This window comes from Rhodococcus sp. 14-1411-2a (genome assembly GCF_002259485.1).
GTDB lineage: Bacteria > Actinomycetota > Actinomycetes > Mycobacteriales > Mycobacteriaceae > Rhodococcoides.
In genome coordinates, this window is record NZ_NPGA01000012.1 from 168,783 (window position 1) to 193,213 (window position 24,431).

Here is a 24,431-nt window from a genome sequence, read left to right on the forward strand (position 1 = left end):
CAGACTCAGCTGACGCCGACCCATCGAAGTCCCGCAGTGGTGGCAGCCGCGGCGAGAACGATGACGACGAACGGCGCTCGTCGCCAGGCAAGTACGGCGGCAACGGCGACTCCTGCGGGCAACGCGAATCCGGCGAAGTCCTTGCCCACGAGGAGGGTCGATGTGGCGACCAGTGCCACGAAGATGACGGCGACGGCAGTGGTCATCGCCTTGTCGATCCGGGGTGAGATGGCGACTCGGGTTCTCAGTGCCGGACCGGCGATGCGGAGCGCGTAGGTGCCGATGACCAGTGCGAGCAGGGGAATCGTGAGGTTCATGCGGATTCCTTCTGTGCAACAGGAGTATTGGAGAGCATGACCGGTACGACGGCGACCAGTGCCAAGAGCACGGGTAGTCCGCTGGGCAGGAACATCGAGGCGACGAGCGCAATGCATGCTCCGACGAGGGCTGCGTTGCGGGTGGCCCGGTCTCGGAGCGCGGGCATGATCAGTCCCAGCAGGATCGCAGGGAATGCGGCATCGAGACCGAGTGCGGCGGTATCGGTGATCGCACCGCCGCCGAGCGTGCCGATCACGACGCCGATGTTCCAGGTGACGAACAGTCCGATCCCGCACAGCCAGAACGCTGTTCGACGGCTGCCCTCGTCCTTTTCGGCAACGCTGAAGGCCACTGCCTCGTCGGTGATGAGGTGAGTTCCGATTAGTCGCTTCAACGGAGAGACGTTGCGAAACACCTCACCGATGGAGAAGCCGAGCGGAACCAGTCGGATGTTGGCGAGCAACGCGCTGGCGACAGCGGCAACGGGATTGCCGCCTGCCGCCAGAATGCCGACGAAAATGAATTGGGACGACCCGGCGAAGACCACCAGTGACATCACGACCGGCAGCCACAGGGGCAGACCCGCTGCCACCGAGATGGCACCGAACGATGCCCCGACCAGAGCGTCGGCCAGGCAGACCAACGCGATGTCGCGGATGTTGACCCCGGGAAGGGTTCGCCATGTCGAACGCATGGTCGTTATAGTGGATGATGTTAGGCTGTTCGTCAAATCAAACGAACGTACCGATGGAGTGAACGAATGGCGGATACCGGTCCACCGATCGCGGCAATAGCTGCCGCTCTCCAGCAGGAACGGCGGCGCGTGGGACTTTCGCTCGCAGAAGTTGCGCGTCGTGCAGGGATCGCGAAATCGACTCTGTCGCAGCTCGAATCGGGTACCGGGAACCCGAGCCTCGAAACTCTCTGGGCGCTCAGCGTTACCCTCGACGTGCCGTTCTCCAGGTTGGTCGAGCCCGCGAAGCAGTCGGTCCGCCTGATTCGTGCGGGGGAGGGTCCAAGATTCGCGTCGGACAGGGCGGACTACACGGCGACGCTGTTGGCGTCGTCTCCACCGAACGCTCGGCGGGACATCTATCTGATCAGCGCCGACGTCGGTGAACCGAGGCGCTCGGACCCACACTCGCCGAATGTCGTCGAGCATGTGGTGCTCAGCGCGGGACGGGCGATGGTGGGCCCGATGGGGGAGGCCGTCGAACTGGTGCCGGGCGACTACGTTGCCTACCCCGGCGACGTGCCGCACATCTTCGAGGCCCTCGAGCCGAACACCATGGCAGTGATGATCACCGAACACAGCTGACGTAGGGGGAATAGTCGGCGGGCATGCCTCGTTGGACTCTTTCGACGGCGTTCGCTTGGCAAGCCCCGGGCCTCACCCCATTTGTCGCTTCGAGCGACCACTCGCCGAGAGGCGTTTGCAGCGGACGTCGTCCCTACTTTTGTCCGCACATGGAGAGGGACAGGATTCATGGCACCGAAGACGTGGTTCATCACCGGCACATCCAAGGGATTCGGACGCGAGTGGGCCATCGCGGCCCTCGAACGCGGAGACCGGGTGGCAGCAACGGCTCGCAACACCGACACGCTGAAGGATCTCGTCGAGCAGTACGGGGACGCGATTCTGCCGATCGAACTCGACGTGAACGACCGGGCGGCCGACTTCGCGGCCGTGCAGCAGGCTCACGAGACGTTCGGCTCACTCGACATCGTGATCAACAACGCCGGCTACGGCCAGTTCGGCATGATCGAGGAACTGTCCGAAGAGGACGCCCGCGCGCAGATCGAGACCAACGTCTTCGGTGCGCTGTGGGTGACCCAGGCCGCACTGCCGTTCATGCGTGCGCAGGGCAGCGGCCACATTCTGCAGGTGTCGTCCATCGGCGGCATTTCCGCGTTCCCGAACGTCGGTGCGTACCACGCCTCCAAATGGGCCCTGGAAGGATTCAGCCAGGCACTGGCGCAGGAGGTCGAAGACTTCGGCATTCACGTCACGCTGATCGAGCCGGGCGGATTCTCCACCGACTGGTCCGGCCCGTCTGCGAAGAAGTCCACCGACATCGCCGCATACGACCCGGTTCGGGACAAAGCCACGAAGCTGCGCAGCGCCCGGCAGGCGACTCCCGGTGATCCGAGTGCAACGCGGTCGGCTCTGCTGAAGGTCGTCGACGCCGAGAAGCCGCCGTTGCGAGTGTTTTTCGGCGAGGCTCCGCTGGAGATCGCGACGAAGGACTACGAATCGCGACTCGCGAGCTGGCGCGAATGGCAGCCCGTGGCCGTCGAGGCACACGGAGGCTGACCAGGTCCGGTTGGAGCCACCCCTTTCGCGTTGCGGTGCGGTCGATCAGTTCTCCGGAGTCAGCGCAGTGATGTCTGCCGACGTTCGCTCATCGGTGTCGGACGTCTCTTGAAAGTAGCGACGGAAAAGCATCCGCATCGATTCGATGACGTCGATGTGCTGCTGAAGAATGATGTCGAGAGAGCGATCTGTGCCGGTGGCCAGGCTGAGAAACTTTGCCTGCAGATCCTGAGCGGACTTGAGGTCGCCCCAGGATGTCGTCATGCTCAGCTTCGTCGCGTCAATTTTCATTTTGTCGAGGTGCGCAAGGTAGGCAGCACAGGCCGCATCGCATTTCGCGGCAACGTCGGCGGGAATGGTGACAGTGCCGTCGTCGGCTTGGGCATTGAGATCTCGCCAGTACGCAATCAGGTCCGGCTGCGAATCGGTCACGGTTTCGGCACCCTTCATTTCAACACTTCTAGCCCGGGAGCTCCGGATCGAGCCGGACTACGAGTTCATTGAGTTCTGTGCATGGGTCGTACTGCAGGGAATCGGCCAGTGCGCTCGTGTTCAGCGTCGTCATGATCAATTCGGCTCCAACCGTGAAGGCAAGGGCGCAATTCAGAGATGCATCGGCACCGACCTGCTGGTACTGGGTGGCGTCCCGCGTTCCCACTCGAGTCGGCAGGAGTCGGTCGAAGGTGGTCGCATCGCCTATGTAGTCGAGACCTTTCAACCCCACGAATATCGAGAAGTAGTATTTGGTCGCCGGTGGCTGGTTCTCCCAGCCGCAGATCTTGAATCCATTTTGATCGCGTCCGAATATCCCCGATTCCTTGGTCTCGGCGTTCAGTCCCGCTCGCTCGATGGCCTCGTCGGGGATGGTGCAGGGATCCCATGGCTCTGTGGGTGCTGCGATGGTGGTGCTGGCCGCGGTCGGAGTCGCGTCGTCCCCTGTAGCGCTTGCACAGCCTGTGAGCAGCAGAAGTATCGCCATTGCCGGGAGCCATCGACGTGCCCTGTGCATCGCTGTCATCCATTCCTCGAGAACACCTATGTTCTTGGACGCAGTTGCGCCTCGTCCGGTTCCCGAGACGGTCGAATTCACGCACCTCGTGGGGATTCGCACCGCGTTCAGGGGGTGCGGATTCCCACGAGGGGCGTAGATCGGCGGCCATCGAGCGCGATCGCCCGATGGGCCGCCATCGTAGGTGCGTCACTGTGCGGCGTCGGTGAGACAGCCTCAGTGGCTGCATGATCGAACGGATGCCACCGACGATTCGACTCCATGATCCGTGTCAGGCTGTGTCACAGTCGCTTTCGCGCTTGCAGACGCTCCACGAGTCCGAGGTTGAATCTTTCGATGTCCTCGACGGCGAAGGTGTCGTCGCCGACAAGTGCGAGAGAGGGGCGTCGCAGGAAATGCTCACCGCCCACGGGGATGCTCACCAGTTCGACCAGGCGCTGGAGCCATCGAACGACCCGCAAGGACGAGGGTACGTGGTCGGCCAGCAGAAGGGTTCCGCCGGGCCGCAGCACTCGTGTCATCTCCGCGAGAGCGACGTCGGGTGAGGGGATCGCGCACAGGGAGAAGGTGCAGACGACGGTGTCGAACGATGCGTCGGGGAACTCCAGTCCATGCGCATTGCCGAGCATCAGATTGGCATCGGGCATCACCGACTCTGCACGAGTTCGACCGCGCGCCAGCATGTCCGGGCTCAGTTCGATCCCGGTCAAGGCCGTCCGCTCCGGGTAGTGATCGAGGTTGAGGCCGGTTCCCACCGCGATCTCGAGCACCTCGCCGGTGGCTCGAGAGCAAATCCAGGATCGGGTGTCTCGAAACAGAACGCGGTCGAGAAAGTTCATGTGCTTGTCGTAGTGGACCGACTGTTTGTCCCAGTATCGCTGCCACCTGTCATGTCGTCGATTCATGGCTTCGCGCACGGTGTCGATTGCTCCATGCCCAATCGTCGCATCACAAGACTCGCCGGACACCATCCCACCGCCGAGTAGAACACGAGGTTTCCGCCGACGAACGCCGTCAGTGCTTGCCATCGACGGTCGTGTAGTCGGGTGAGCGCGAGGCTCGCGAGCACCACGGTGCCTCCCAGTGCCGGTACTGCGCGATCGATACTCGGGCGGACGGATCCTGCAGCACATGACATGAGGAGATGCTCGATTCTCTGGGTGAACGGTGTTGTTCATGTATACCCTAGGGGGTACAAGTTCGGGTGTCATTGATACCCCCGGGGGTACCGTGCTACCGTTCGGGCACCGCCCCCGACCTTTAAGGACACACAGTGAGTTCTACGGACGTTCGAACCGACGAGAGTTCTGCAGACAGCTCGCCGCCAGGGATCACCGGGGGGCCGTTGGCGCGCTTCGGTGCGCGCATGGCAGGCAATTTCAAGTGGGTGGTCACCGCGTGGCTCGTGGTCATCATCGGATTGGGAGCGTTTGCCCCGTCGGTGTTTGGCTCTCTCGCCGGTGCCGGTTGGCAATCCAACGGATCGGAGTCGGTCCAGGTTCGCGAACTCGCACAGGAGCACTTCGGCGGGAACTCTTCTGCCGCGATACAGGTGGTCGTGCACTCGGACACCGAGCAGGTGACGGATCCCGCTGTTGCGGCGGTCATTTCCGAGGTCACCGACATTCTGGCCGCTGACTCGCGGATTTCCGAGGTGATCCCCCCGCAACCGGGGATGTCGATCAGTCCCGACGGGCACACCGGAATCCTCATCGGTGGAGCGAACGGGACGACCGACGAGATGGTGAAGGCCGTCGACGATCTCAAGGGCGACTTGACCGCAGCCTCCACGGACTCGATCGAGGTCTACCCGACCGGAGCATCGGCGCTGTGGAGTGACTTCAACAAGGCCAACCACGACGCGATGATCAAGGCCGAGATCATCTCCTGGCCCGTCACATTGGCGATCATGGTGCTCGCGTTCGGATCGCTCGTCGCGGCAGGCCTGCCCCTGCTGTTGACGCTGGCCGGTCTGGTCGCATCCGCGGGTGGCTTGGTTCTGCTGAACGAAATCACACCGATCTCGGTGTGGGCAATGAACTTTGCGATGATGTTCGCGCTGGCGCTCGGTATCGACTACGCGCTCTTCCTCGTCGTTCGATTCCGGGATGCGCTCCGAAAGACCATCGACGCCGGACGGATCGACCCGCAGCGTGCAGTGGCAGAAACGATGGACACGGCAGGCAAAGCAGTCCTGCTGTCCGGTCTGACCGTGCTGATCAGCTTGTCTGCCGTGCTTCTCGTACCGGCACCTGCGGTACGCACGATGGCCGTGGGCATCATGCTCGCGGTGGTGTTCGTGCTCGCGGCCACCCTCACACTGCTCCCCGCAGTTCTGGGCAAGCTCGGAGCCAAGGTCAATGCCGGCTCCCTCCCGTACGCGAAGCGTCAGGTGCACCGTTCGCCGAAATTCGCGTCCTGGGGTCAGTTGCTGCACAAGCATCCGTGGCCGTTCGCCATCGGCTCGATGTTGATTCTGGTGGCGCTGTCGATTCCGGCTCTGGGTCTGAAGGTCGCCATGCCGTCCATTTCGGTTGTGCCCGAGGACGCTCCGGTCCGGCAGGGCTACGAACTGGTGCAGGCACAGATGGGCGAAGGTGCACCAGGCATGCTGCAGATCATCGCCCCCACATCGGAGGCGGAGCAGACCGCGCAGATCGCAGCGAGCGTCGACGGCGTATCGATGGTGACGCCGCCCATGCCCGCCATGGACGGATCCGACTTCGTCATGCTGCAGGCCATCCCGAACGTGGACCCGTCGGACCCCGCACTCGAGACCACACTCGACGCCTTGCGCGCCGAGCTGCCCGAGGGAGCGATCGTCGGCGGTGCACCCGCGGAGAACCTGGACCTGCAGACAGCGTTGAACGAGTATCTGCCGATCGTGGTGTCGGTGATCCTCGTGCTCGGATTCCTGCTGCTGCTGATCGCGCTGCAGGCACCGCTGATCGCTCTGTTGGGGACCGTGGTCAGCCTGCTGTCCACCGGAGCGGCATTCGGTGTGGCGAAGTTGATCTTCCAGGACGGTCACGGCTCGTCGCTGCTCGGATTCACGCCGCAGGGATTCCTGAACGGTTGGGGCCCGGTGTTCTTCTTCGCGATGATCTTCGCAATCGCGATGGACTACACGGTGTTTCTGCTGTCGAGCGTCAAGGAACACTACGAGAACACCGGTGATCCGCACGGTTCTCAGGTCGACGGAATGGCGCATTCGGGTCGGGTGATCTTCGCGGCGGCAGCGGTGATGATCGCGGTGTTCTTCTCGTTCGCGCTCGCCGAACCACTGCCACCCAAGGAGATGGGAATCATTCTGGGTGTCGCCGTATTGCTGGACGCGATTCTCATCCGCTTGGTTCTGCTGCCGGTGTTGTTGCGCTTGACCGGCCACGCCGCATGGTGGTCACCCGCGTGGTTGCGTGCGGTACTCCCCAAGATCGGCTTCTCGCACAGCTGAGTGTCACCGATCCAGAGCAACACGGTGGTGGCCGAGGCCGTACGGCTTCGGCCACCACGACCACTCTTACCCCTAGGGGTAAACTGGAGTTTCATCGAACGAAGGACTGAACGACATGACCGGTGACACCGAAAGCATCGCATTGGTATTGAACCGTCTGCGGCGTGCGCAGGGTCAGCTTGCAGGGGTGATCGCCATGATCGAGAGCGGTCGTGACTGCAAGGATGTCGTCACCCAGCTGGCCGCGGTGTCGAAGGCTCTCGACCGGGCAGGCTTCAAGATCGTTGCCACCGGACTCCGTGAGTGCATCACGGGAGCGGAGACAGGCGAGAAGATGAGCGAAGCGGAACTCGAGAAGCTGTTTCTCGCCCTCGCCTGAAGTTCGCGACGGTCCGCCGACCCCGCGTCAGCGGTGCGAGGGTGCTCCGAGGGGCCCGTGTGGATGGGTGAAAACCGCACGGGCCCACAAAGCCGTGGACAACAGCCGCCGCACAACCCAAGTACATTCCGATGGATGGGCCCGCGAACTCCGCATCGGGCGTCAGCGATTGGCGCGACCAGATTGCCAGTACGGCGAAGACCGTGGTTACTCCGTTCCCAGCCAATGCCAATCCTGCCCATTGGAACCGCCGTACTGCGCGCGCAGCCGCGGCCACTGTGACCGTGAACGTGACGCTGAAGACGACGAACAGAGTGGGTAGAACTCCCGCAGACTCGTTTTCGGCGCGTGGTGTGCGTAGCAAGACGTCATATCCATGCGCTGAACCGGTGTGGGGTAGCACGAACCCCAGGATCGCGGTCGCGATCGCGGCGACGAGGATCGGCGTGCTTCTGCCGAACTCGACCTCGGGCAGCACCCGTCGTTCTATGGCGTCGAACAACGAGCGGTACGTGCTCAGCTCGCCGTCGACGCTGTGACTCCTCGGTTTTCGGCAGCTCACGCTCGGCCGGTGAGGATGGCGTTCCAATACAACGCCGGCAGGCCGCGCCTTTTCAGGAACCACATGTCGCGGCGTTCGTGGGTGGTGTCGATGAACGGAATAGAGGGTGCGGGCTGCATCGTGTAGTCGAATTCGGCCAGAAGCATCGTGTTCCGAGACGTCGTCAAGGGGCAGGAGGCATAGCCACCGTACTGCGCGGTCAGCGGACGGCCGGCGATGCTCGCCTGCAGGTTCTCGGCGACTACGGGTGCCTGCTTGCGAATCGCGGCACCGGTCTTGGAGTTCGGCGAGGATCCGGCATCACCGAGCGCGAAGATGTTGTCGAATCGACTGTGCCGCAGAGTGTTCTTGTCGATCTGTACGTATCCGGCCGGATTCTCGGGGTCCGCTATGGGGCTGGCCTTGATCCAGTCCGGTGCTGATTGCCGCGGTACGACGTGGAGGAGATCGTAGGGTAGCTCTTCGCTCACTCCCGCGGCATTGTCGGTGATCGTCACCGATCGGCCGTCGGGATCGACGGCGGTGACCTCACTGTTCTTGCGCACCTCGATACCGTAGCGCGCTACCACCCGCTCGAGCTCCTCGGCGAAGACCGGCACTCCGAACATTCCGGGTGTGGGCAGGACGAGGACAACCCGGATGGCGTCGAGCACGCCCTGCTCGCGCCAGTAGTCGGCCGCAAGGTACGCGATCTTCTGTGGGGCACCCGCGCATTTGATGGGGCCGGAAGGCATCGTGAACACGGCGGTGCCCGAGCGCATCTTCTGGATCATCTGCCACGTCTTGGGTGCGAGGTCGTAGCGATAGTTGCTAGAGACCTGCGGGGTGTCGATCGATTCGGCCATGCCGGGCACGGAGTCCCAGTCGAGCTGGATACCGGGGCACACCACCAGGTGGTCGTAGTGCACGGTGGTTCCCGAGGAGGTGCTGACCGTCTGGGCATCGGGGTCGACTCCCTCGGCTCGATCCTTGATCCAGCCGACGCCCTGCGGCATCACCGACGCCTCGCTGCGCGCACTTTCCGCGGCCGGGGCGCGGCCACCACCGACGAGAGTCCACAGGGGTTGGTAGTAGTGGGTCTCGGCCGGCTCGATGATGCCGATGTCGGTCATTCCTGCGCGCCGCAGACGTGCCGCGAGAGAGAGACCGGCATTGCCCCCGCCGATGATGGCGACTTCGTGGTCGATGGTGTGCGCGGACATGTGGTCCTCCTGTAGCGACACGAGCTCGGTGAGCGCGTTCTCGATTCGGTTGGAGCGGGGGCGGGAATTTCACCCCTTCTTGATTGTTCGTACGGATGTACGTACATTAAGGGAGGCTAGTCGCCGATCGCGACGAACGCCACACTCGGGTCGGTTGAATTTTCCTCCCCGTCCCGGCTGAGACGGACGTGATGGTCGACGACCCGCGGAGCGCGCGCCGAACCTGCTGAACACATTCGACCGGGTGCGACTACTTCTTCATCTACACGAACGCTGCCACGATCGACAAGGAGATTTCGATGCTTCTCGAACGCATCTACGACGAAGACCTCGCCCAAGCCGGGTACTTCATCGGCTGCCAGGCCAAGGGGGAGGCAGTGGTGGTCGACGCCCGCCGCGACATCGGTGTGTACCTGGATCTGGCCGATCGGCATGGCATGACCATCACCGCCGTGACCGAGACCCACATCCATGCCGACTACCTGTCCGGCACCCGCGAGTTGGCCGAGGCCACCGGCGCGACCACCTACGTCTCGGGCGAGGGCGGCGACGACTGGCAGTACGGCTTCGATGCCGAACGCCTCCACGATGGCGACACGCTGGCTCTGGGCAACATCACCGTGCAAGCCGTTCACACGCCCGGTCATACCCCGGAGCACCTCTCGTTCCTGGTGACCGACGGTGCCTTCGCCGATGCTCCGGGATACATGTTGACGGGCGACTTCGTCTTTGCCGGCGATCTCGGTCGACCGGACCTACTCGACGAGGCTGCCGACGGTGTCGACACCCGTTTCGAGGGTGCCAAACAGATCTTCCGCAGCCTGAAGCGGTCGTTCGTCACGCAGCCGGACCACATCCAGGTCTTTCCGGGTCACGGTTCGGGCAGTGCTTGCGGAAAAGCTCTCGGCGCGCTCCCGTCGACCAGCGTCGGCTACGAACGCCGTTTCGCTTGGTGGGCCGGGTATGTCGAGCGCGACGACGAGCAGGGCTTCGTCGATGAGATGCTCGACGGCCAACCGGATGCACACGCCTACTTCAGCCGGATGAAGCGTCAGAACAAGCAGGGCCCGGTCGTTCTCGGGCCACTCTCTCCACTGCGCGAGTACGACTCCGCAGAATTGGCACGCGCCCTGGATTCCGACGAGGTCGTCCTCCTCGACACCCGCGGCCAAGATGAGGTGCACGCCGGCGCTGTCCCCGGAGCGCTCAACATCCCCGGCCTCGGCAAGGCAGCTTCGTTCGGTGCCTGGGTCTACGACCCCGAGCGAGAGGACACTCCACTGGTGGTGCTCGCCGAGGACTGTGATGCCGCCGACGAGTTTCGTGATCACCTGCTGCGGGTCGGCATCGATGAGGTGACCGGATACGTCACAAGTCTTCGAGGCCTCTCCATGACGACGCCCGAGACGATCGGTGCGGACGAGCTGGATTCGTTCGACCCGGCAATGGTGCTGGACGTGCGCAACAAGACCGAACACGCCGACGGCCACATACCTGGCTCCGAACAGCTCAGCGGAGGCCGATTGCTGTGGAACCTGGACGGACTGCCCACGGACGGTCCCATCGTGACCTATTGCCAGAGCGGCGTCCGTAACGCGGTCGCAGCCAGCGCTCTGCGTCGCGCCGGCTACCGAGTTGTCGAACTCGAGGGCAGCTACGCCGCCTGGGCCGAGCACAACCTCGAAACAGTCTGATCGAATACACAGATCGACAGGAGAATCTGATGGTCGACGACGATCGCAGTGCTGCGCTCGACCGTTCCAGCGCGATGCCGCTGTGGGCGCAACTGCACGCCGATCTGGTCCGCCGAATCGATGACGGCGAATTCGCCGGCTCCGAGTTCCCGGGCGAGCATGCGTTGACGACGAGCTACGGCGTCAGCCGGCACACCACCCGCGAGGCCCTGCGGCGCCTGCGGAACGAAGGAATCTTGATTGCAGAGCGTGGCCGGCCTTCTCGACTGGCCGGTCCGCCGGTGATCGAGCAACCTCTCGGTGCGCTCTACAGTCTCTTCGCTGCCGTGGAAGCCACGGGTGTTGCTCAGCAGAGCTTGGTGCGTGCACTCGAACTCCGCACCGACCCCGCGGTCGCTGCCACTCTGCAGGTCGGTCCCAAGACCCCACTGCTCTACCTGGAGCGCATCCGTATGGCAGGGACGATGCCGTTGGCGCTCGACTATGCCTGGTTGCCGGGAGATCTGGCACACGACCTCCTGGACGCAGACTTCACTCACACGGCTCTGTACATCGAGCTCGAGCAACGCTGCGGCATCCGCCTCACCGGTGGCCGCGAGGACGTCACCGCCATCGTCCCGACCGCCGACGACGCAGCACTGCTGGACATCGACGAGCAGACGGCCGCGCTGTCCATTCGCCGGTTGGGCTGTATGAACTCACGTCCGGTCGAACTGCGGCACACGGTTATTCGCGGTGATCGCTTCACCGTCTCGGCTACCTTCTCGCCGAGCGAGGGCTACCGCTTCGTGCCGTCCGATCCGCTTCGTGCCCTGTAAGACCACCCACGCACTCGAAGGAGCGCTCACCATGTCGACCCATCGACCCGAACTCGACCCTGCCGGCGCTGCCGCACTCGTCGACGGTTCGGGAGCCATCCTGATCGACGTGCGCGAGGACGATGAATGGGCCGCTGGGCACGCCCCGACTGCCGTCCACGTTCCACTCGGGGTGCTCGATCCCTCTGCCTTCTCACCCGAACAGCCTCTCGTGATCGTCTGTCGATCCGGTGCCCGCTCGGGCAGAGCAGTCACCGCACTCACTGCGGCGGGTCGAACGGCTCACAACCTGGCCGGCGGGATGAAGGCCTGGAAAGCCAGCGGCCTGAATGTGATTCGCGACGATGGTGCCCCAGGCGCGGTGATCTGACGTGGTCGGAACCATCGTCGTTGCTGTCAGCGTAGGGATTCTCATCGGGTTGACCCTGGGAGCGCTCGGTGGCGGGGGCTCGATACTGACGGTTCCGGCCTTGGTCTACCTGCTCTCCGTCGAACCGCAATCGGCCACCGGTGCGTCGCTGATCATCGTCGGCATCACGTCGATCGTTGCCGCGCTCGGTCACGCCAGAGCGCGGCACGTGCATTGGCGGGCGGCGGTCGTCTTCGGAATCTTCGGATCGCTCACCGCATTCGCGGGTTCGATCCTCAACCGCTCCGTCGACCCACAGATACTGCTGCTGGCATTCGCGGCACTGATGATCGTCGCGGCCGGTGCGATGCTGCGCCGTACCCGGCGCGGACACGATGCCGACGTACCGACGCCGAACCCGGCCGAGACCGAGGAGATGCGCCCGAGCGCCGTCGCAGTTACCACCAAACCCGCGAAAGTGAAGATCACCTCTTCGCAGGTGGTCAAGCTGGTCGGATCCGCGCTCGTCGTCGGGTTCCTCACCGGCTTCCTCGGAGTGGGGGGCGGCTTCCTCATCGTCCCTGCTCTGGTTTTGGCGCTGGGCTATTCGATGCCCGTGGCGGTCGGGACATCGCTGGTGATCATCTCGATCACCAGCGCGGGGGCCTTCACCGAACGCCTCGGCACGGGTGCCGCCATCCCGTGGGAGATCGTCGTACCGTTCACACTCGCTGCGATCGCAGGCTCGTTCGCAGGAAGAGTCATCAGCGACAGAGTCTCTGCCACCACACTCACCCGTAGCTTCGCAGTCCTCCTGCTCGTCGTCGCCGTCTACGTCACCGTCCAAGCCTCCATGGCCCTGTGACCGGGGTTTCTCGGCCGGCGACCGTCGTCGGTGATCGCGTACTGCCGCTACTTCTTGGAGAACATGCGAGAGAACAATCCCGGTGATTTCGGATCGGCCTCGTGCCCCTTGCATCGATCGGACGCGGGAACTCCGCGCATGACTTGCTGAACGTGTTGGCCGCAGCCCGCCCAGGTGGTCTTTCCGCACTTCTTGCACTTGACAGCTCTGCACATGGCATCTCCTCGGGTACGTCGACTGGTAGGTCCACCATACCCCAAGGGGTATTGATGTCGGGTGCCCGGGCCGAGCGCGTCCGGTTGGCCGCAGCGTGTCATCGGTCGGTGTTGCCCAGGGTTTCGAGGGCCCGGTCGAAGTCCGGCGGCACCGCAGAACTCCACCGTCCAGATACGCCGATGCGTGCGTCAGTGTCTGACGCACAGTGCGTGGTGAATCCGCTTGTAGACCGATGCGACGGTCAGGTCGCCGACCGTGCCGGCCTTCTCCCTCGGTGGTGCCGTCGGCCTTCTGGTGGGAGTGATCGGGGCAGTCTTCGTCCTCACCGGAGTGGTCGACTTGTGTCTGCTCGGCCCGTTGTTCTCCGTGGATCTTCGCGGACCGACCAAGGCATCCTGAGGACGACTCGATCTGGGGACCGACGACCTCAGAAATGGGGTATTACCTTGAATGCGGTGTATCCGTCGGTGTCCGCGGCGAGCGCGACACCGTTGTGTGTCATGGCTACCGGAACTGGGCCCGGTGATGTGCCCGTCACGCGGCCGGTGACCGCTTCGATGGCGGTCACCGTCGAATCCGAAGCGCCGTAGACGATTCCGCCGACGAGCGTGAACCGATCGGCATCGGGGAATCGATCGGCTGTGAAACCTCGGGTGCCGTACTGCCGGAACAGAACGGCGATTCCGTCGTCGTCGAGGTCTCCGGTGGTGATCATCGTCGATCCACCACTCGCATCGGCCATGACAGCCATCGGGGTCCGAGCACCACTGACCCAACGGATCTCGGCGTCCGAGAGGCGATAGACCGCCTGGATCGGTTCGGGACGGGTGGGGATCGTCCATGCCACGACGACGGAGTTTCCGGCCGCCTGAACGAACCGTGCGCTACCAGCGAGGGCGGCGGGCGGTGGTGCCACCGTTTCGGTCGACCATGCCGTGTTGCCGGTATCGACCGTCACGATTCTTGCGGTGTCACCATCGCGGACGACCGCATAGCCCCCGGATTCGGACACTGCACCACTCAGGTCGGTGGTGTGCCCGTCGGCAGCAGATATCGCGGCCTCCGGAGGGGCGGACTCCCCACTGCATCCGGCATCGATCAGCAGCCCGTCCCCGGTCAGGCACCCGTCGGTACCGACCGGGCCCCACACGACCTCGCCTGTCCGAGTGTCGCGAGCGGTGAGAGAGGCGGCGTGTCCGGAATCAGTCGGGTCGACGTCCTCGGTGATCAGCAGCTCGCGATCGTGGGCAGTGGTGACGGCGAACTGCGCGCGGTTCTTCGGTACGTCGACCCCGAACCGCGCTGCGCCGGTATCGCTGATGACCTGCACCGTTACCGAATCGGATGACGCTGCCGTGTCGAGAACTCCTACGAATCCGTCGTCGACGACATGGGGTCTCGAGACGAAGGGCACCGACCACAGCGGGCTGTCGCCGAAGCCGGGCGGTGCCACCAGCTGCGACGCCGACGGATTTTCGACCGTCCCCACGGCCGACGACGTAGTACATCCGGTGGCCGCGAGAAATGCGCAGATCCCCACTGCTGCGATCGCTGCGGTGGGGATCTGCCGGGTGTAAGGAGCTGCCATCTAGGAGATGGCGTTCTCGCCGTCGAGGGTCATGATGGCCGCCTGTAGCAGCGCTGTGGCTTCGTCGGCGACGTCTGCAAGCCCGGGGGCGTCGGACATGCCGACCATCACCTGCGGGTTCATCGCTTCCACGATCGTGCTGCCCCCGTCGGCGCGGACGACGACGTTGCACGGCAGAAGCAGTCCCACCTGGCGGTCGGCGTCGATCGCACCCTTCGCCAGTCGAGGATTGCAGGCACCGAGAATGACATAGCGCTCGATGTCGGCATCGATCTTCGACTTGAGGGTGGATTGCATGTCGATTTCGGTGAGGATTCCGAAACCTTGTTCGGACAGTGCTTTTCGGGTTGCTTCGACGGTGTCCTCGAACGTCGTCTCGACCCGTGTGCTGATTGCCAATTCGGTCATGATGTTTCGGTCCTCCAACTGTTGATGTTCTTCATGATGTCGACCGGCACCGTGGCCGCGAGGTCATGCGGCGCAGGACGATGCCGTGCAGTCACGATTGCGCCATCGAAAAATCACGGCCGCTGTCAACATTGTCAGTGATACTCCCGCAAGGATGGGTTGAATCGGTGCCCACAGCCCCAATGCGCCCGAGGTACCGAGTGCCAGCAGCACGAGCTTGTTGCAGACAGGGCATCCGACGGCGAAGAACGTGAGCACCACGGCGAACGCGGCCGGGGTTCCGGTTCGCTCGACCTGTCTGGGCTTGTCGATGCCGAACCATGCAGCCGTCAACAAGGCCGTCGCGATCAACACCGGCAGCTCCCACGCGCGGACCGGAACTTCTCGGCCGAACACCGGTGTGTCGATTATGTCGGTCGGAATGCCCACGACGAGCATCGTGATGACCCCGGCCAGAGTGCCACGCAGTATCCGCGTACCCCACCGGTTGGCTGCCTCTGCCGCGTCGATCGGCCGTGCGTCGGAAGCGGCGGTCTCGGCATGGCGGCGTTCGGAGATGGTGGGCTCGACCATGAACTCGATTCTCCTACGAGTGGAATTTACGTGCGTATGGTGTCTTCGTGAGGATATACCCGTATGGGTATGAGCGCCAGTATCGTCCAGCACCGAAAGGTATTGCATGACTTCGACATCACGGTCCACCCGCAGGCGAGATATCTGGCTTCTCGGGATCGCGGTGCTGGTCGCCGCCGTCCTCGTCGGCGTTCTGGTGGTCGGAATGGACGACGGTGACGAACCCGAGGCGACGTCGGGAGCGAGTACCAGCGCGGAACCGGGTATGGGCGCGACACCTGCGACTGGGCCGCTGGGCGATCTCTCGCGTCGCGCCGTCGACGACCCGATGGCGCTCGGCGCAGTGGATGCGCCGGTGGTGATGATCGCCTTCTCGGACTTCCGGTGTCCGTTCTGCGCCCAGTTCAGCCGGGAGACCGAACCGCAGTTGATCGACCGCTACGTCGACGAGGGCACCCTGCGTATCGAATGGCGTGATCTGCCGATCTTCGGGGAACAGTCCTTCGATGCCGCCCGCGCGGGTCGAGCAGCCGCGGCTCAGGGCAAGTTCTGGGAGTTCACCCACGCCGTGTACGCCGATGCGCCCGAGACCGGTCATGCCGACCTGACGATCGATGCGCTCGAAGCCTATGCGCAGCAAGCCGGTGTCCCGGACATGGAGCGTTTCACCGCCGATGCCACAGGAACGAGCTTCGACTCCGCGATCACCACCGATTCCGACGAGGCACAGTCTTTGGGGATACCGGCTACACCTGCATTCTCGGTGAACGGCGATCCGGTGCTGGGGGCGCAACCGTTGTCGATCTTCGTCGATCTGATCGATACCGCAGCCGGAGCGTAGGACGCCGTATGTCGCAGATCGGACTTCTCGGAGCGTTTCTCGGTGGACTGCTGGCCTTGCTCAGTCCTTGCTCGGCGCTGCTTCTGCCCTCGTTCTTCGCCTACGCATTCGACGGGGCGGGCAAGCTCGCCGGCCGCACTGGAGTGTTCTACCTCGGGCTTGCCGCGGTTCTGGTTCCCCTCGGAGCCGGAGTCGGTGCCCTCGGCTCGGCGATCACCCGATACCGCGACATCACCACCATGATCGGCGGACTGATCATCATCGGACTCGGGGTGATGATCATCGTCGGTCGCGGATTCGCGCTGGGGTCGGCTCAGCGCGCTGCCGCCCGCATCGACGTATCGTCGATCGGGTCGGTGTTCGCGCTCGGGGCGGTGTACGGGCTCGCCGGATTCTGCTCCGGACCGCTACTCGGCGCAGTCCTGACCGTCGCAGTAGCTGGTGGGCAGGCGGTGTACGGCGGAATTCTGATGGCCCTCTACGCAGCGGGCATGGTGGTCCCGCTGTTCGTGCTCGCGCTGGTGTGGGACCGGTTCTCGTTGGGCTCGCGAACCTGGTTGCGCGGCAAAGAGATCGGTATCGGACCCCTCGAGACGCACACCACCTCGCTGATATCGGGACTGATCTTCATCGGAATCGGCGTTCTCTTCCTGCTCACGGAGGGAACCGCCAACCTCGGTGGCGTCATGGGCGTCGACAGTCAGTATTCGCTGCAGGTGTGGATCAGCGGGGTCGCAGATTCGGTGTCCGATGTGGCTGTTCTGCTCGCCGGGGTGCTGGTGATCATCGCGATCCTGGCGGTCCGGATCGTGCGTGGCCGAAACACCGCAGAAGTCGATACGGAAAATCACGAATAGAGCTGCGACCAGCCGTCCCGTTGGCGTCGGGCGAGATGTAGGACGGCAGCCGGGACAACGTCGACTCCCATCAACAGGTCGTCGTCGCCGAGCCCTCGGCTGTTCAGACTGTTACGACATGCTGCGACGGTGATCGTTGCCGAGTCGATCAGTGCGCGCATCTCCAGAGAGATATCCGAGCAGCGCAAGGCGGCGTCGAGGCCTGCCCCGAAGCACACGACTTCGATCGTCACGGGTTCGGATGCGGCTCCGCGAAGATTGTGAATTGCCGACACGACGACTGTAGGTGTGGCGTTCACCGCGAACACCACTCGCAGCGGTTCTGTGTGGTCACTCATTCGCGGACTCCGTCCATCAGGCTGCGGTGGGGTGAGCCGGACCACGGTTGGGCATGCAGCAGAATGTCGATGGCGTGGCCATCACCTTGCGGCCGAACCAGATGCGATAGTTCGCGAACCCGCAGTCCGCTTGCTGCCCGGGCGAGGTCGTCGATGTCGGGCAGTATCGAGGGGTCGGGCGGACCGCCCACACCGCGAGTGAAATTCTCGAGCGCATGTCCGAGATACAGCAGCCGTCCCCCGGGTGCCAGCCAGGTTGCCGCGCCGGCGATGACCGCAACGAGCTCGTCGACCGGAAGATGCAGGAAGCCGATGGCAACCAGATCCACCGGCCCGCTCGGTTCCCAGGTTCTGGCGTCGGCAACGCTGTACCTGATCGATCCATCGGCCCCGCCGCTCGTGGCGAGTTCGATTGCCACCGAGGAGAAATCGACCGCATCGACCGTCCAGCCGGAATCGGCCAACCATCGGGCGTGCCGGCCGTCCCCGCAGCCCAGATCGACCGCGCGACCGGGTGTCAGTTCGGCAAATCTCGCGGACAGAGCGGCCGCCGGTGCAGATCCCCATGGATGTTCGACACTGCTGTACCGCGCGTCCCATGCCGATGAATCCACTGCGGACTCCTGTCTGTGTCGTGGGGCCGCTCGTATCGGAACGGCGTCGGCCTCACTGTACCCCCGGGGGTACAGTGACAACGATGGAAATGGCCGACGGTGTGGGCGACCGCCGGTGAGCGCGAGCATTGCGCCTTGCGAATGCAACCCGCTGACAGACCGGCGTCGATTTGGCATGGTGGAGGTATGCAGCGGCGCGCGGGCGAGAGTTGGTCCGCGGGACCGGTCTCAGTGTTTTGGGTCGCTCCGCGGGCTCCGCTCTCAGGGGTAACCCCTGGGTACATCACGAGAATCGATCACTGCGTCCGAAGCAGGTCCGCACGCTTCGCGTGCTTTGCTGCTCCGAGGACGAAAGATTTCGGTCGCCCCGCGCCGTTGCATGTCACAGCGCTTCACCTGATCGACAGCCGTCCATGACCGAGCGCGAATTGTCCCCACGGGCCGCTGCGACACTGGCTCGGTTGGCGGCCGATGCCGAGTGGACGCGATCGGGCCTCGAGGTCGCGTTCGCGCGTCTCACGCCTGAAAAGGCGTCGTGGTTGGCCGATCGCATCATCAATCTGTATCCGAGCCCGCCGTTCGACGAGGCATCGATATTCGTTCTGTTGCGCGACCTTCCGTTCATCTCGGAGCCTTCGAGGTCTTCGCAGCGACCGCAAGTGCGCACCGGCCGCAAACCCTGGCGATTCGAGGTGCCACGCTACGAAACGACCGGTCAGCTCGCGCGATCCCTCGACCTGACGATCTCCGAAATCGAATGGTTCGCCGATCTGCAGGGCAGACTCCGAACCGCACCGTTCCCGTTGCAGCACTATCGGTCTGCGCGACTCGACAAGCGGCAGGGAATCCGCCTGCTGGAGGTTCCGAAACCGCGACTGCGCGAGATCCAGCGAAAGATATTGCGCCGCATCCTCGACCGAATACCGGCGCATCCGGCGGCGCACGGCTTTCGAAAGGCGCGGAGCCCGCGAACCTTTGCGATGCCCCACGCCGAACGCGACGTGGTGATCTCGGTGGATCTCCGACGCTTCTTCCCGTCCATCGGCTTCGATCGAGTGGTCGCGATCTTCGAGGCGGTCGGCTACCCACGGAGGGTTGCGGCAAATCTCGCAGCGCTGTGTACGACGGTCACCCCCGCCGGCGAGTTGATCGGGATGGACCGTCCCACCGCAGCGAGACTTCGTGCCACACATCTGCCGCAGGGTGCGCCCACGTCTCCTGCGTTGGCGAATCTCGCTGCGCGACAACTCGATATCCAAGCCAGTGGACTGGCCCGATCTGTCGGAGCTCGCTACAGCCGATACGCAGACGACCTGGCGTTCTCCGGCGGTGCGGATATCGACGTCGACAGACTGCTGTGGCTGACCTCCCAGATCGCCCACGACGAAGGCTTCACGATCCATCCGGACAAGACCAGGGTCCGACGCGCGCATCAGAGACAACAGCTCACCGGACTCGTCGTCAACTCGTGGCCGGCAGTGCCCCGAGAAGAGTACGACAATCTCAGGGCACTGCTGCACAACTGCATCACCGCCGGCGTTGCCGAACAGAACCAGAGCGATCACAACGACTTTCGTGCTCACGTCTACGGACGTATAGCCCGAATCGGCGAAACGAACGAGACCCGTCGGGCAAAGCTGCTGCACATGGCCTCACAGGTGGAGTGGGAGAGGTCGGTGTTCGAGTAGGGGAATTCGGGTAACCGGACCGAACACCCCGCTGCAGGAGGAGACTCGATGAACGACCTGACCTTGACCATCGGGCACGAAGAACTCGTGATCCGTCAGCGATGGGAAGTCGTCAGCATTATCAACGACATTCTGATTGCAGTGTGGTTCATCATCGGCAGCATCTTGTTCTTCCACGAAAGCACCACTGTGGCCGGAACGTGGCTGTTTCTTCTCGGGAGTATCGAGCTGCTGATCAGGCCGATGATCCGGCTGGCCCGACGCGTGCACCTGACGAGGATCGGCCGCGGCCGGTCGGCCTCGGACAGCGACGAGGACTACTGACCGGGGCACCCGACGCGCGTCAGACGGAGTGCACCCGTAGCAACACGCCGGTCTGCGGGAACAACACCGGGACTGCCACGCCGGCTCGGGCGAGTGCCGATCCCGAGAGTTCGATCACTCCGCCGTCGGCGATCCACGGTGGCAGCGCAATGCCGTTGCCGAGATCGCTGAGCTCACGTACGAATTCGATGCGATACCTGAGGGAGGGATCGAGACCCGGGAGGCGCACGCGATCCGTGCGGTCCTCGGCCGAGGTGTCCATCCGCACCACTGCGTACGCGGCCTCGGAGAAGTCCGCTGCCACGACTCCGTGCACCCAGACGCTCGGGTCGGGGTGGTCGGAGCGCACCACGTCACCGGTGTGCAGTAGCCCGCGCAGTTCCTTGTACAGCGTGGTCCAGGTTGCCAGGTACTCGTGATCCTCGGACGATAGTTCCGTGACGTCCATCTCCAACCCGGCGTGACCGAACAGCGCTGTCAAGCAACGGAATTGGAGCGTGGACCACCGGCCGGATGTGTGCGCGATCTGCGGCCCGACATGGGATCCGATCAACTCCGGCGGCAGCAACTGCGTCGTCCACCGCTGCAGCCGTTGACGTTCGAGGGGATCGTTGGTGTCCGACGCCCAGACCCGGTCGGTGTGTTCGAGGACCTCGAGGTCGATGCGGGCTCCGCCCGATGCGCAGGACTCGAACTCGACCTGCGGATGCCGGGACCGTAGCTCGTCCAGCAGCCGATAGAACGCCGAGGTCTGGGCGTGCACAGCAGCGCGTCCTTCGGTATCGACCGCGAGCATCAAGTCGCGGTTGTGATCCCACTTCACGTAGTCCGGCCGCTCGGTCGCCAACACGGTATCGATGGCCGAGAGGAGATAGTCGAAGACATCCTGGCGCGTCAGATTCAGCACGTGCTGATGACGCCACTCGAGTGGAACTCGACCCGGTGCTGCGAGCATCCACTCCGGATGCGCCCGAGCGATATCGGAATCCAGGTTCACCATCTCCGGCTCGAACCACAGGCCGGGGCTCATGCCGAGCTCTCGGACGTGATCGAACAGCGGAGCCAGCCCATCGGGCCAGACGCCCTCGTCCACCTGCCAGTCTCCGAGACCGGCCCGGTCGTCGCGTCGGTGGCGGAACCAGCCGTCGTCGAGAACGAATCTCTCAACGCCCACTCGTGCGGCGACGTCCGCGATGCCGCGCAGCCGGGTGAGATCGTGATCGAAGTAGACGCCCTCCCACACGTTGAGCACCACCGGCCGCGGCGTTGTGGGATGTGCTGGGCGGGAGCGCATCCAGCGATGCAGCGACTGCGCCGAACCGTCCAGTCCGGCGGAGGAGTACACGAAATGCACCCAAGGAGTCGTGTACGTCTGACCTGTCTGCAGCACCACCTCACCGGGGGCAAGCAGTTCACCGCCGCCCAGCACGCCCGAGGCCTGACCGGCACGCTCGGGCAGGCGCTCGGCCAGATGCAGGTGATCGCCGCTCCAGGCGACATGGGCACCCCACACCTCGCCGCTGCGGAAGCCGAAGCCCTCGCTGCCTGCGGTGAGTACCAGGGTGGCGTCGTGCCCGGTTCTTCCGCGACGCGAGGCACGCGCCACCGTGCCGTGATCGAACCGTCGACGCTGCGGGGTGCGTTCGCGGCAGTGCCGGCCGGTGAGGTCGAGCAGTTCGGTTGCCGTGTCCGGCAACGGCATCAGGGTCGCGACGCCGTCGACGGTCAAGGGTTCGCCCGAGACGTTCCGGACACCCTGACGCACCCGCAGTGATCCGCCGACCTCGAGCGACAGTTCGATCGACCACGAGATGCCGAGCTCGCTGTCGGAAGCGGCCACAGTGCAACCGAATTCGGTAGCGGAGACGGTCACATCTGCCCACCGCGGGTACTGCACCGAACCGTCGCGATGCATGGCCAGAGCTGGGGTGCCCTGCCAGGCGTCGTCGCCGCCGGGTGCCAGGGTGAGCCACCGAGGTACGTCGACACTCGAGTGCGGAACCGCGGGTATCGCGGCTCGGCGCAGTTCGGTGAGGTCGTGATCGGAGAGTTCACCGAGATCGGTACCCCAGTGCAGCACGGCCGGAACTGCGGTGGACGACGGGCCGAGGATCACCATGACTCCGTCACGGCGCAGGACGGTGAAACTCACTTGTTGGCACCCATCGTCAGACCGGAGACGAAATGTCGTTGCAGCGCAATGAAAACCAACACTGTCGGCAGTGCCACCAGCACCGATCCGGCCGCGAGCAGATTGGTGTCGGTGAAGAAGCTGCCCTGCAGATTCTGCAGCGCCGTCGTCACCGGGAGCTTGTCACCGCTGACCATCAGGGCCAGAGCCCAGAAGAAGTCGTTGTAGATCCACGTCACCATGAGTGTCGCGAGGGCAGCCAGTGCGGGACGGCACAGCGGCATGACGACCTGCCAGTACTGCCGGAACAGCCCGGCTCCGTCGACGGTCGCCGCCTCGAGCAATTCGTGCGGCACGGTCTTCATGTAGTTGCTGAGCACGAAGACGCAGAACCCGGTCTGGAATGCGACGTGCACGATGATCAGACCCCAGTAGCTGTCGTACAGCGAGCCCGAGGAACTCATCCAGTACGGAACCGGAATTGCGTTGTACAGCCGGAACAGTGGGGTCAGCAGCGTCTGCTGGGGTAGCAGGTTTCCGGCGATGAACACCGCCAACATGAAGATGTTGAACTTCCAGCTGAACCGCGCCAGGATGAACGCCGCCATCGAGCCGAAGAACAGGATGAGCAGCACCGACGGAACGGTGATGATCAGCGAGTTGAGGAAGTAGTGCGGGATGCCGCCGATCTGCCACGAGTCGATGTAGTTGTCCAACGTGAATCCGCCCACCGACAGGTAGCCGTTGAGCAGCACGTAGTCGTAGCTGCGGAACGAGTTGTACACCGCCCACGCCAGTGGAAACAACCAGGCCACTGCCATGACCGTCAGCAGCACGTAGATCGCGATCTGCGCGGTGCCCGCGCGTCGACGATTGGCGACGGCCGCGCGATTGCGGGTCAGCGGATCGCGCTCGGGAGGTGCTGTGCGCGTGAGTGAAGTGGTCATCAGTCTTTGCTCCGAAGAACGATGGCGAGGTACAGGGCGATGAAGACGAGTGAGATGCCGAGCATGATCGTGGCCAGTGCCGAACCGAAGCCGATGCGGCTCGCCTCACCGACCACGTTGGCCGTCACGAGCGCCGAGATCAACTCGAGTCCGTTGCGGCCCTTGTTGATCACCCACACCAGGTCGAAAGCGCGTAGCGCCTCGATGACGGTGATCACGATGATCAGTAGGTTGGTGTTCTTCATCAGCGGGAAGATGACGCTGAAGAACGTGCGAATCGGTCCGGCGCCGTCCATCACCGCGGCCTCGCGGACGGACGGGTCGATGGCCTTGAGGCCGGCCAAGTACAACAGCATGATGTAGCCGGTGTGCCGCCAGCCTGCTGCGACCATGACGGCCCAGATGTTGATGTCCGGATCGCCGAGCCAGTCGACGTCGGTACCGAGCAGGCTGTTGAGGACGCCGCCCTCGGTGGAGTAGATGAGCTGCCAGATGAAGCCGATGAGGGCCATCGACAGCACCACGGGGATGTAGAAGATGCTCTGGTAGAGCCGAGATCCCTTGAGGTTCTTGTCCAGCAGGATCGCCAGCAGGATGCCGATGACGGTCGGGACGAGGAACAGGAACACGAGCCACAGCACGTTGTTCTGCAACGCCTGCTGGAACGGTGGGTACGCCTGGACCGCGTCGACGTAGTTCTGAGTACCGATCCACTCGATACTCGACGTGCCGCCGATGCCGTCCCACCGTGCGAACGACAGGACCACCGTGAAGACCGTGGGGATCCAGACGAGTCCGATGACGATCATCGCGGGAACGCCGAGCATCATCGCGATGGTCCACTTCTCGCGAACACTGCGCCTGATCTTCGGCGACTTGACCCGTTCGGGTGCGGTCATGGCATTACCTGATCTCGACGTGGGTGAATGAATTGGGGGCAAG

At 63.9% G+C, this 24,431-nt stretch carries 30 protein-coding genes; 13 read left to right on the top strand and 17 right to left on the bottom strand.

Annotation, left to right across the window (positions count from 1 at the left end):
* Positions 1-5: 5 nt before the first annotated feature.
* The gene (locus CH291_RS10335) at positions 6-317 is read right to left on the bottom strand and encodes an AzlD domain-containing protein (protein WP_068282078.1); all 312 of its coding nucleotides are present in this window, start codon (positions 315-317) and stop codon (positions 6-8) included.
* Positions 314-1,012: an AzlC family ABC transporter permease gene (locus CH291_RS10340; RefSeq protein WP_094687391.1), complete on the bottom strand. Its 699-nt coding sequence runs from the start codon at positions 1,010-1,012 to the stop codon at positions 314-316. Before CH291_RS10340 ends, CH291_RS10335 begins: the two co-directional genes overlap by 4 nt.
* Positions 1,013-1,078: 66 nt before the next feature.
* Here CH291_RS10340 and CH291_RS10345 point away from each other — a divergent pair, with 66 nt between their 5' ends.
* Together CH291_RS10345 and CH291_RS10350 are read left to right on the top strand one after the other, a co-directional pair.
* Positions 1,079-1,636 carry a helix-turn-helix domain-containing protein gene (locus CH291_RS10345; RefSeq protein ID WP_068045319.1) on the top strand — a complete coding sequence of 186 codons (558 nt, stop codon included), beginning with the start codon at positions 1,079-1,081 and terminating at the stop codon, positions 1,634-1,636.
* Between the two features lie 168 nt (positions 1,637-1,804).
* Positions 1,805-2,632, top strand: a complete 828-nt coding sequence (locus CH291_RS10350; RefSeq protein WP_094638475.1) for an SDR family oxidoreductase — start codon at positions 1,805-1,807, stop codon at positions 2,630-2,632.
* Positions 2,633-2,677: 45 nt separating this feature from the next.
* On the opposite strand, the gene CH291_RS10355 is transcribed toward CH291_RS10350, so the two are convergent.
* The 4 genes from CH291_RS10355 to CH291_RS10370 all read right to left on the bottom strand — a co-directional run bounded on the left by CH291_RS10355 (position 2,678) and on the right by CH291_RS10370 (position 4,779).
* Positions 2,678-3,064 carry a hypothetical protein gene (locus CH291_RS10355; protein WP_094687461.1) on the bottom strand — a complete coding sequence of 129 codons (387 nt, stop codon included), beginning with the start codon at positions 3,062-3,064 and terminating at the stop codon, positions 2,678-2,680.
* A 28-nt stretch (positions 3,065-3,092) separates the two neighbouring features.
* A complete protein-coding gene (locus tag CH291_RS10360; protein ID WP_256980797.1) occupies positions 3,093-3,722 on the bottom strand; it encodes a DUF3558 domain-containing protein in 630 nt (209 codons plus the stop codon).
* A gap of 200 nt (positions 3,723-3,922) precedes the next feature.
* On the bottom strand, positions 3,923-4,546 hold the full coding sequence (locus CH291_RS10365) for a class I SAM-dependent methyltransferase (protein ID WP_094687393.1): 624 nt from the start codon (positions 4,544-4,546) through the stop codon (positions 3,923-3,925).
* The gene (locus CH291_RS10370) at positions 4,543-4,779 is read right to left on the bottom strand and encodes a YgaP family membrane protein (RefSeq protein ID WP_094687394.1); all 237 of its coding nucleotides are present in this window, start codon (positions 4,777-4,779) and stop codon (positions 4,543-4,545) included. Before CH291_RS10370 ends, CH291_RS10365 begins: the two co-directional genes overlap by 4 nt.
* Before the next feature lie 135 nt (positions 4,780-4,914).
* Here CH291_RS10370 and CH291_RS10375 point away from each other — a divergent pair, with 135 nt between their 5' ends.
* Together CH291_RS10375 and CH291_RS10380 are read left to right on the top strand one after the other, a co-directional pair.
* Positions 4,915-7,095, top strand: coding sequence for an MMPL family transporter (locus tag CH291_RS10375; protein WP_094687395.1), 2,181 nt, complete (start codon positions 4,915-4,917; stop codon positions 7,093-7,095).
* A gap of 115 nt (positions 7,096-7,210) precedes the next feature.
* Positions 7,211-7,474 carry a metal-sensitive transcriptional regulator gene (locus CH291_RS10380; RefSeq protein WP_011331580.1) on the top strand — a complete coding sequence of 88 codons (264 nt, stop codon included), beginning with the start codon at positions 7,211-7,213 and terminating at the stop codon, positions 7,472-7,474.
* On the opposite strand, the gene CH291_RS27485 is transcribed toward CH291_RS10380, so the two are convergent.
* Both CH291_RS27485 and CH291_RS10390 read right to left on the bottom strand, forming a co-directional pair.
* Positions 7,404-8,099 (bottom strand): Rv2732c family membrane protein, encoded by a 696-nt coding sequence (locus CH291_RS27485; protein WP_441347263.1) that lies wholly within the window; start codon positions 8,097-8,099, stop codon positions 7,404-7,406. The two genes, CH291_RS10380 and CH291_RS27485, sit on opposite strands and share 71 nt — an antisense overlap.
* Complete coding sequence (locus CH291_RS10390; protein ID WP_094687462.1) at positions 8,033-9,238, bottom strand: NAD(P)/FAD-dependent oxidoreductase; 1,206 nt, start codon at positions 9,236-9,238, stop codon at positions 8,033-8,035. Before CH291_RS10390 ends, CH291_RS27485 begins: the two co-directional genes overlap by 67 nt.
* A gap of 299 nt (positions 9,239-9,537) precedes the next feature.
* Here CH291_RS10390 and CH291_RS10395 point away from each other — a divergent pair, with 299 nt between their 5' ends.
* Genes CH291_RS10395 through CH291_RS10410 form a run of 4 tightly spaced genes read left to right on the top strand, consistent with a single transcriptional unit; the run spans position 9,538 to position 12,964 of the window.
* Positions 9,538-10,932: an MBL fold metallo-hydrolase gene (locus tag CH291_RS10395; RefSeq protein WP_094687396.1), complete on the top strand. Its 1,395-nt coding sequence runs from the start codon at positions 9,538-9,540 to the stop codon at positions 10,930-10,932.
* Between the two features lie 29 nt (positions 10,933-10,961).
* Positions 10,962-11,750, top strand: coding sequence for a GntR family transcriptional regulator (locus tag CH291_RS10400; protein ID WP_094687397.1), 789 nt, complete (start codon positions 10,962-10,964; stop codon positions 11,748-11,750).
* Between the two features lie 31 nt (positions 11,751-11,781).
* Positions 11,782-12,120 (top strand): rhodanese-like domain-containing protein, encoded by a 339-nt coding sequence (locus CH291_RS10405; protein ID WP_094687398.1) that lies wholly within the window; start codon positions 11,782-11,784, stop codon positions 12,118-12,120.
* A gap of 1 nt (position 12,121) precedes the next feature.
* Positions 12,122-12,964 carry a sulfite exporter TauE/SafE family protein gene (locus tag CH291_RS10410; protein ID WP_094687399.1) on the top strand — a complete coding sequence of 281 codons (843 nt, stop codon included), beginning with the start codon at positions 12,122-12,124 and terminating at the stop codon, positions 12,962-12,964.
* A 47-nt stretch (positions 12,965-13,011) separates the two neighbouring features.
* Here CH291_RS10410 and CH291_RS26765 read toward each other — a convergent pair whose 3' ends face one another.
* Complete coding sequence (locus CH291_RS26765) at positions 13,012-13,179, bottom strand: hypothetical protein (RefSeq protein WP_094687400.1); 168 nt, start codon at positions 13,177-13,179, stop codon at positions 13,012-13,014.
* 256 nt (positions 13,180-13,435) lie between these two features.
* Here CH291_RS26765 and CH291_RS26535 point away from each other — a divergent pair, with 256 nt between their 5' ends.
* The gene (locus tag CH291_RS26535) at positions 13,436-13,579 is read left to right on the top strand and encodes a DUF2892 domain-containing protein (protein WP_143545913.1); all 144 of its coding nucleotides are present in this window, start codon (positions 13,436-13,438) and stop codon (positions 13,577-13,579) included.
* 28 nt (positions 13,580-13,607) lie between these two features.
* On the opposite strand, the gene CH291_RS10420 is transcribed toward CH291_RS26535, so the two are convergent.
* The 3 genes from CH291_RS10420 to CH291_RS10430 form a co-directional block, all read right to left on the bottom strand.
* Positions 13,608-14,768 carry a hypothetical protein gene (locus CH291_RS10420; protein ID WP_256980798.1) on the bottom strand — a complete coding sequence of 387 codons (1,161 nt, stop codon included), beginning with the start codon at positions 14,766-14,768 and terminating at the stop codon, positions 13,608-13,610.
* Positions 14,769-15,176 (bottom strand): DUF302 domain-containing protein, encoded by a 408-nt coding sequence (locus CH291_RS10425; protein ID WP_094687464.1) that lies wholly within the window; start codon positions 15,174-15,176, stop codon positions 14,769-14,771. It abuts the gene before it with no gap.
* Between the two features lie 63 nt (positions 15,177-15,239).
* On the bottom strand, positions 15,240-15,749 hold the full coding sequence (locus CH291_RS10430) for a hypothetical protein (RefSeq protein ID WP_306437682.1): 510 nt from the start codon (positions 15,747-15,749) through the stop codon (positions 15,240-15,242).
* Between the two features lie 106 nt (positions 15,750-15,855).
* Between CH291_RS10430 and CH291_RS10435 the strand changes: the two genes are divergently transcribed.
* Together CH291_RS10435 and CH291_RS10440 are read left to right on the top strand one after the other, a co-directional pair.
* The gene (locus tag CH291_RS10435; protein WP_094687401.1) at positions 15,856-16,590 is read left to right on the top strand and encodes a DsbA family protein; all 735 of its coding nucleotides are present in this window, start codon (positions 15,856-15,858) and stop codon (positions 16,588-16,590) included.
* Between the two features lie 8 nt (positions 16,591-16,598).
* A complete protein-coding gene (locus tag CH291_RS10440; RefSeq protein WP_094687402.1) occupies positions 16,599-17,447 on the top strand; it encodes a cytochrome c biogenesis CcdA family protein in 849 nt (282 codons plus the stop codon).
* Here CH291_RS10440 and CH291_RS10445 read toward each other — a convergent pair.
* Together CH291_RS10445 and CH291_RS10450 are read right to left on the bottom strand one after the other, a co-directional pair.
* Positions 17,438-17,785: a DsrE family protein gene (locus CH291_RS10445; protein WP_094687403.1), complete on the bottom strand. Its 348-nt coding sequence runs from the start codon at positions 17,783-17,785 to the stop codon at positions 17,438-17,440. The two genes, CH291_RS10440 and CH291_RS10445, sit on opposite strands and share 10 nt — an antisense overlap.
* Entirely contained in the window at positions 17,782-18,399 is a 618-nt protein-coding gene (locus CH291_RS10450; protein WP_094687404.1) for a class I SAM-dependent methyltransferase, read from the bottom strand. Before CH291_RS10450 ends, CH291_RS10445 begins: the two co-directional genes overlap by 4 nt.
* A gap of 413 nt (positions 18,400-18,812) precedes the next feature.
* On the opposite strand from CH291_RS10450, the gene CH291_RS10455 reads away from it, so the two are divergent.
* A complete protein-coding gene (locus CH291_RS10455; protein ID WP_094687405.1) occupies positions 18,813-20,087 on the top strand; it encodes a reverse transcriptase family protein in 1,275 nt (424 codons plus the stop codon).
* 48 nt (positions 20,088-20,135) lie between these two features.
* Positions 20,136-20,411 (top strand): YrhK family protein, encoded by a 276-nt coding sequence (locus CH291_RS10460; RefSeq protein ID WP_094638482.1) that lies wholly within the window; start codon positions 20,136-20,138, stop codon positions 20,409-20,411.
* 19 nt (positions 20,412-20,430) lie between these two features.
* Here CH291_RS10460 and CH291_RS10465 read toward each other — a convergent pair whose 3' ends face one another.
* The 3 genes from CH291_RS10465 to CH291_RS10475 are packed head-to-tail and all read right to left on the bottom strand — an operon-like array spanning position 20,431 to position 24,388.
* Complete coding sequence (locus CH291_RS10465; protein ID WP_256980799.1) at positions 20,431-22,563, bottom strand: alpha-galactosidase; 2,133 nt, start codon at positions 22,561-22,563, stop codon at positions 20,431-20,433.
* The gene (locus CH291_RS10470) at positions 22,560-23,489 is read right to left on the bottom strand and encodes a carbohydrate ABC transporter permease (protein ID WP_082898537.1); all 930 of its coding nucleotides are present in this window, start codon (positions 23,487-23,489) and stop codon (positions 22,560-22,562) included. The genes CH291_RS10465 and CH291_RS10470 overlap by 4 nt, the downstream gene beginning before the upstream one ends.
* Positions 23,489-24,388 carry a carbohydrate ABC transporter permease gene (locus CH291_RS10475; protein WP_094638483.1) on the bottom strand — a complete coding sequence of 300 codons (900 nt, stop codon included), beginning with the start codon at positions 24,386-24,388 and terminating at the stop codon, positions 23,489-23,491. The genes CH291_RS10470 and CH291_RS10475 overlap by 1 nt, the downstream gene beginning before the upstream one ends.
* Positions 24,389-24,431 lie beyond the last annotated feature (43 nt).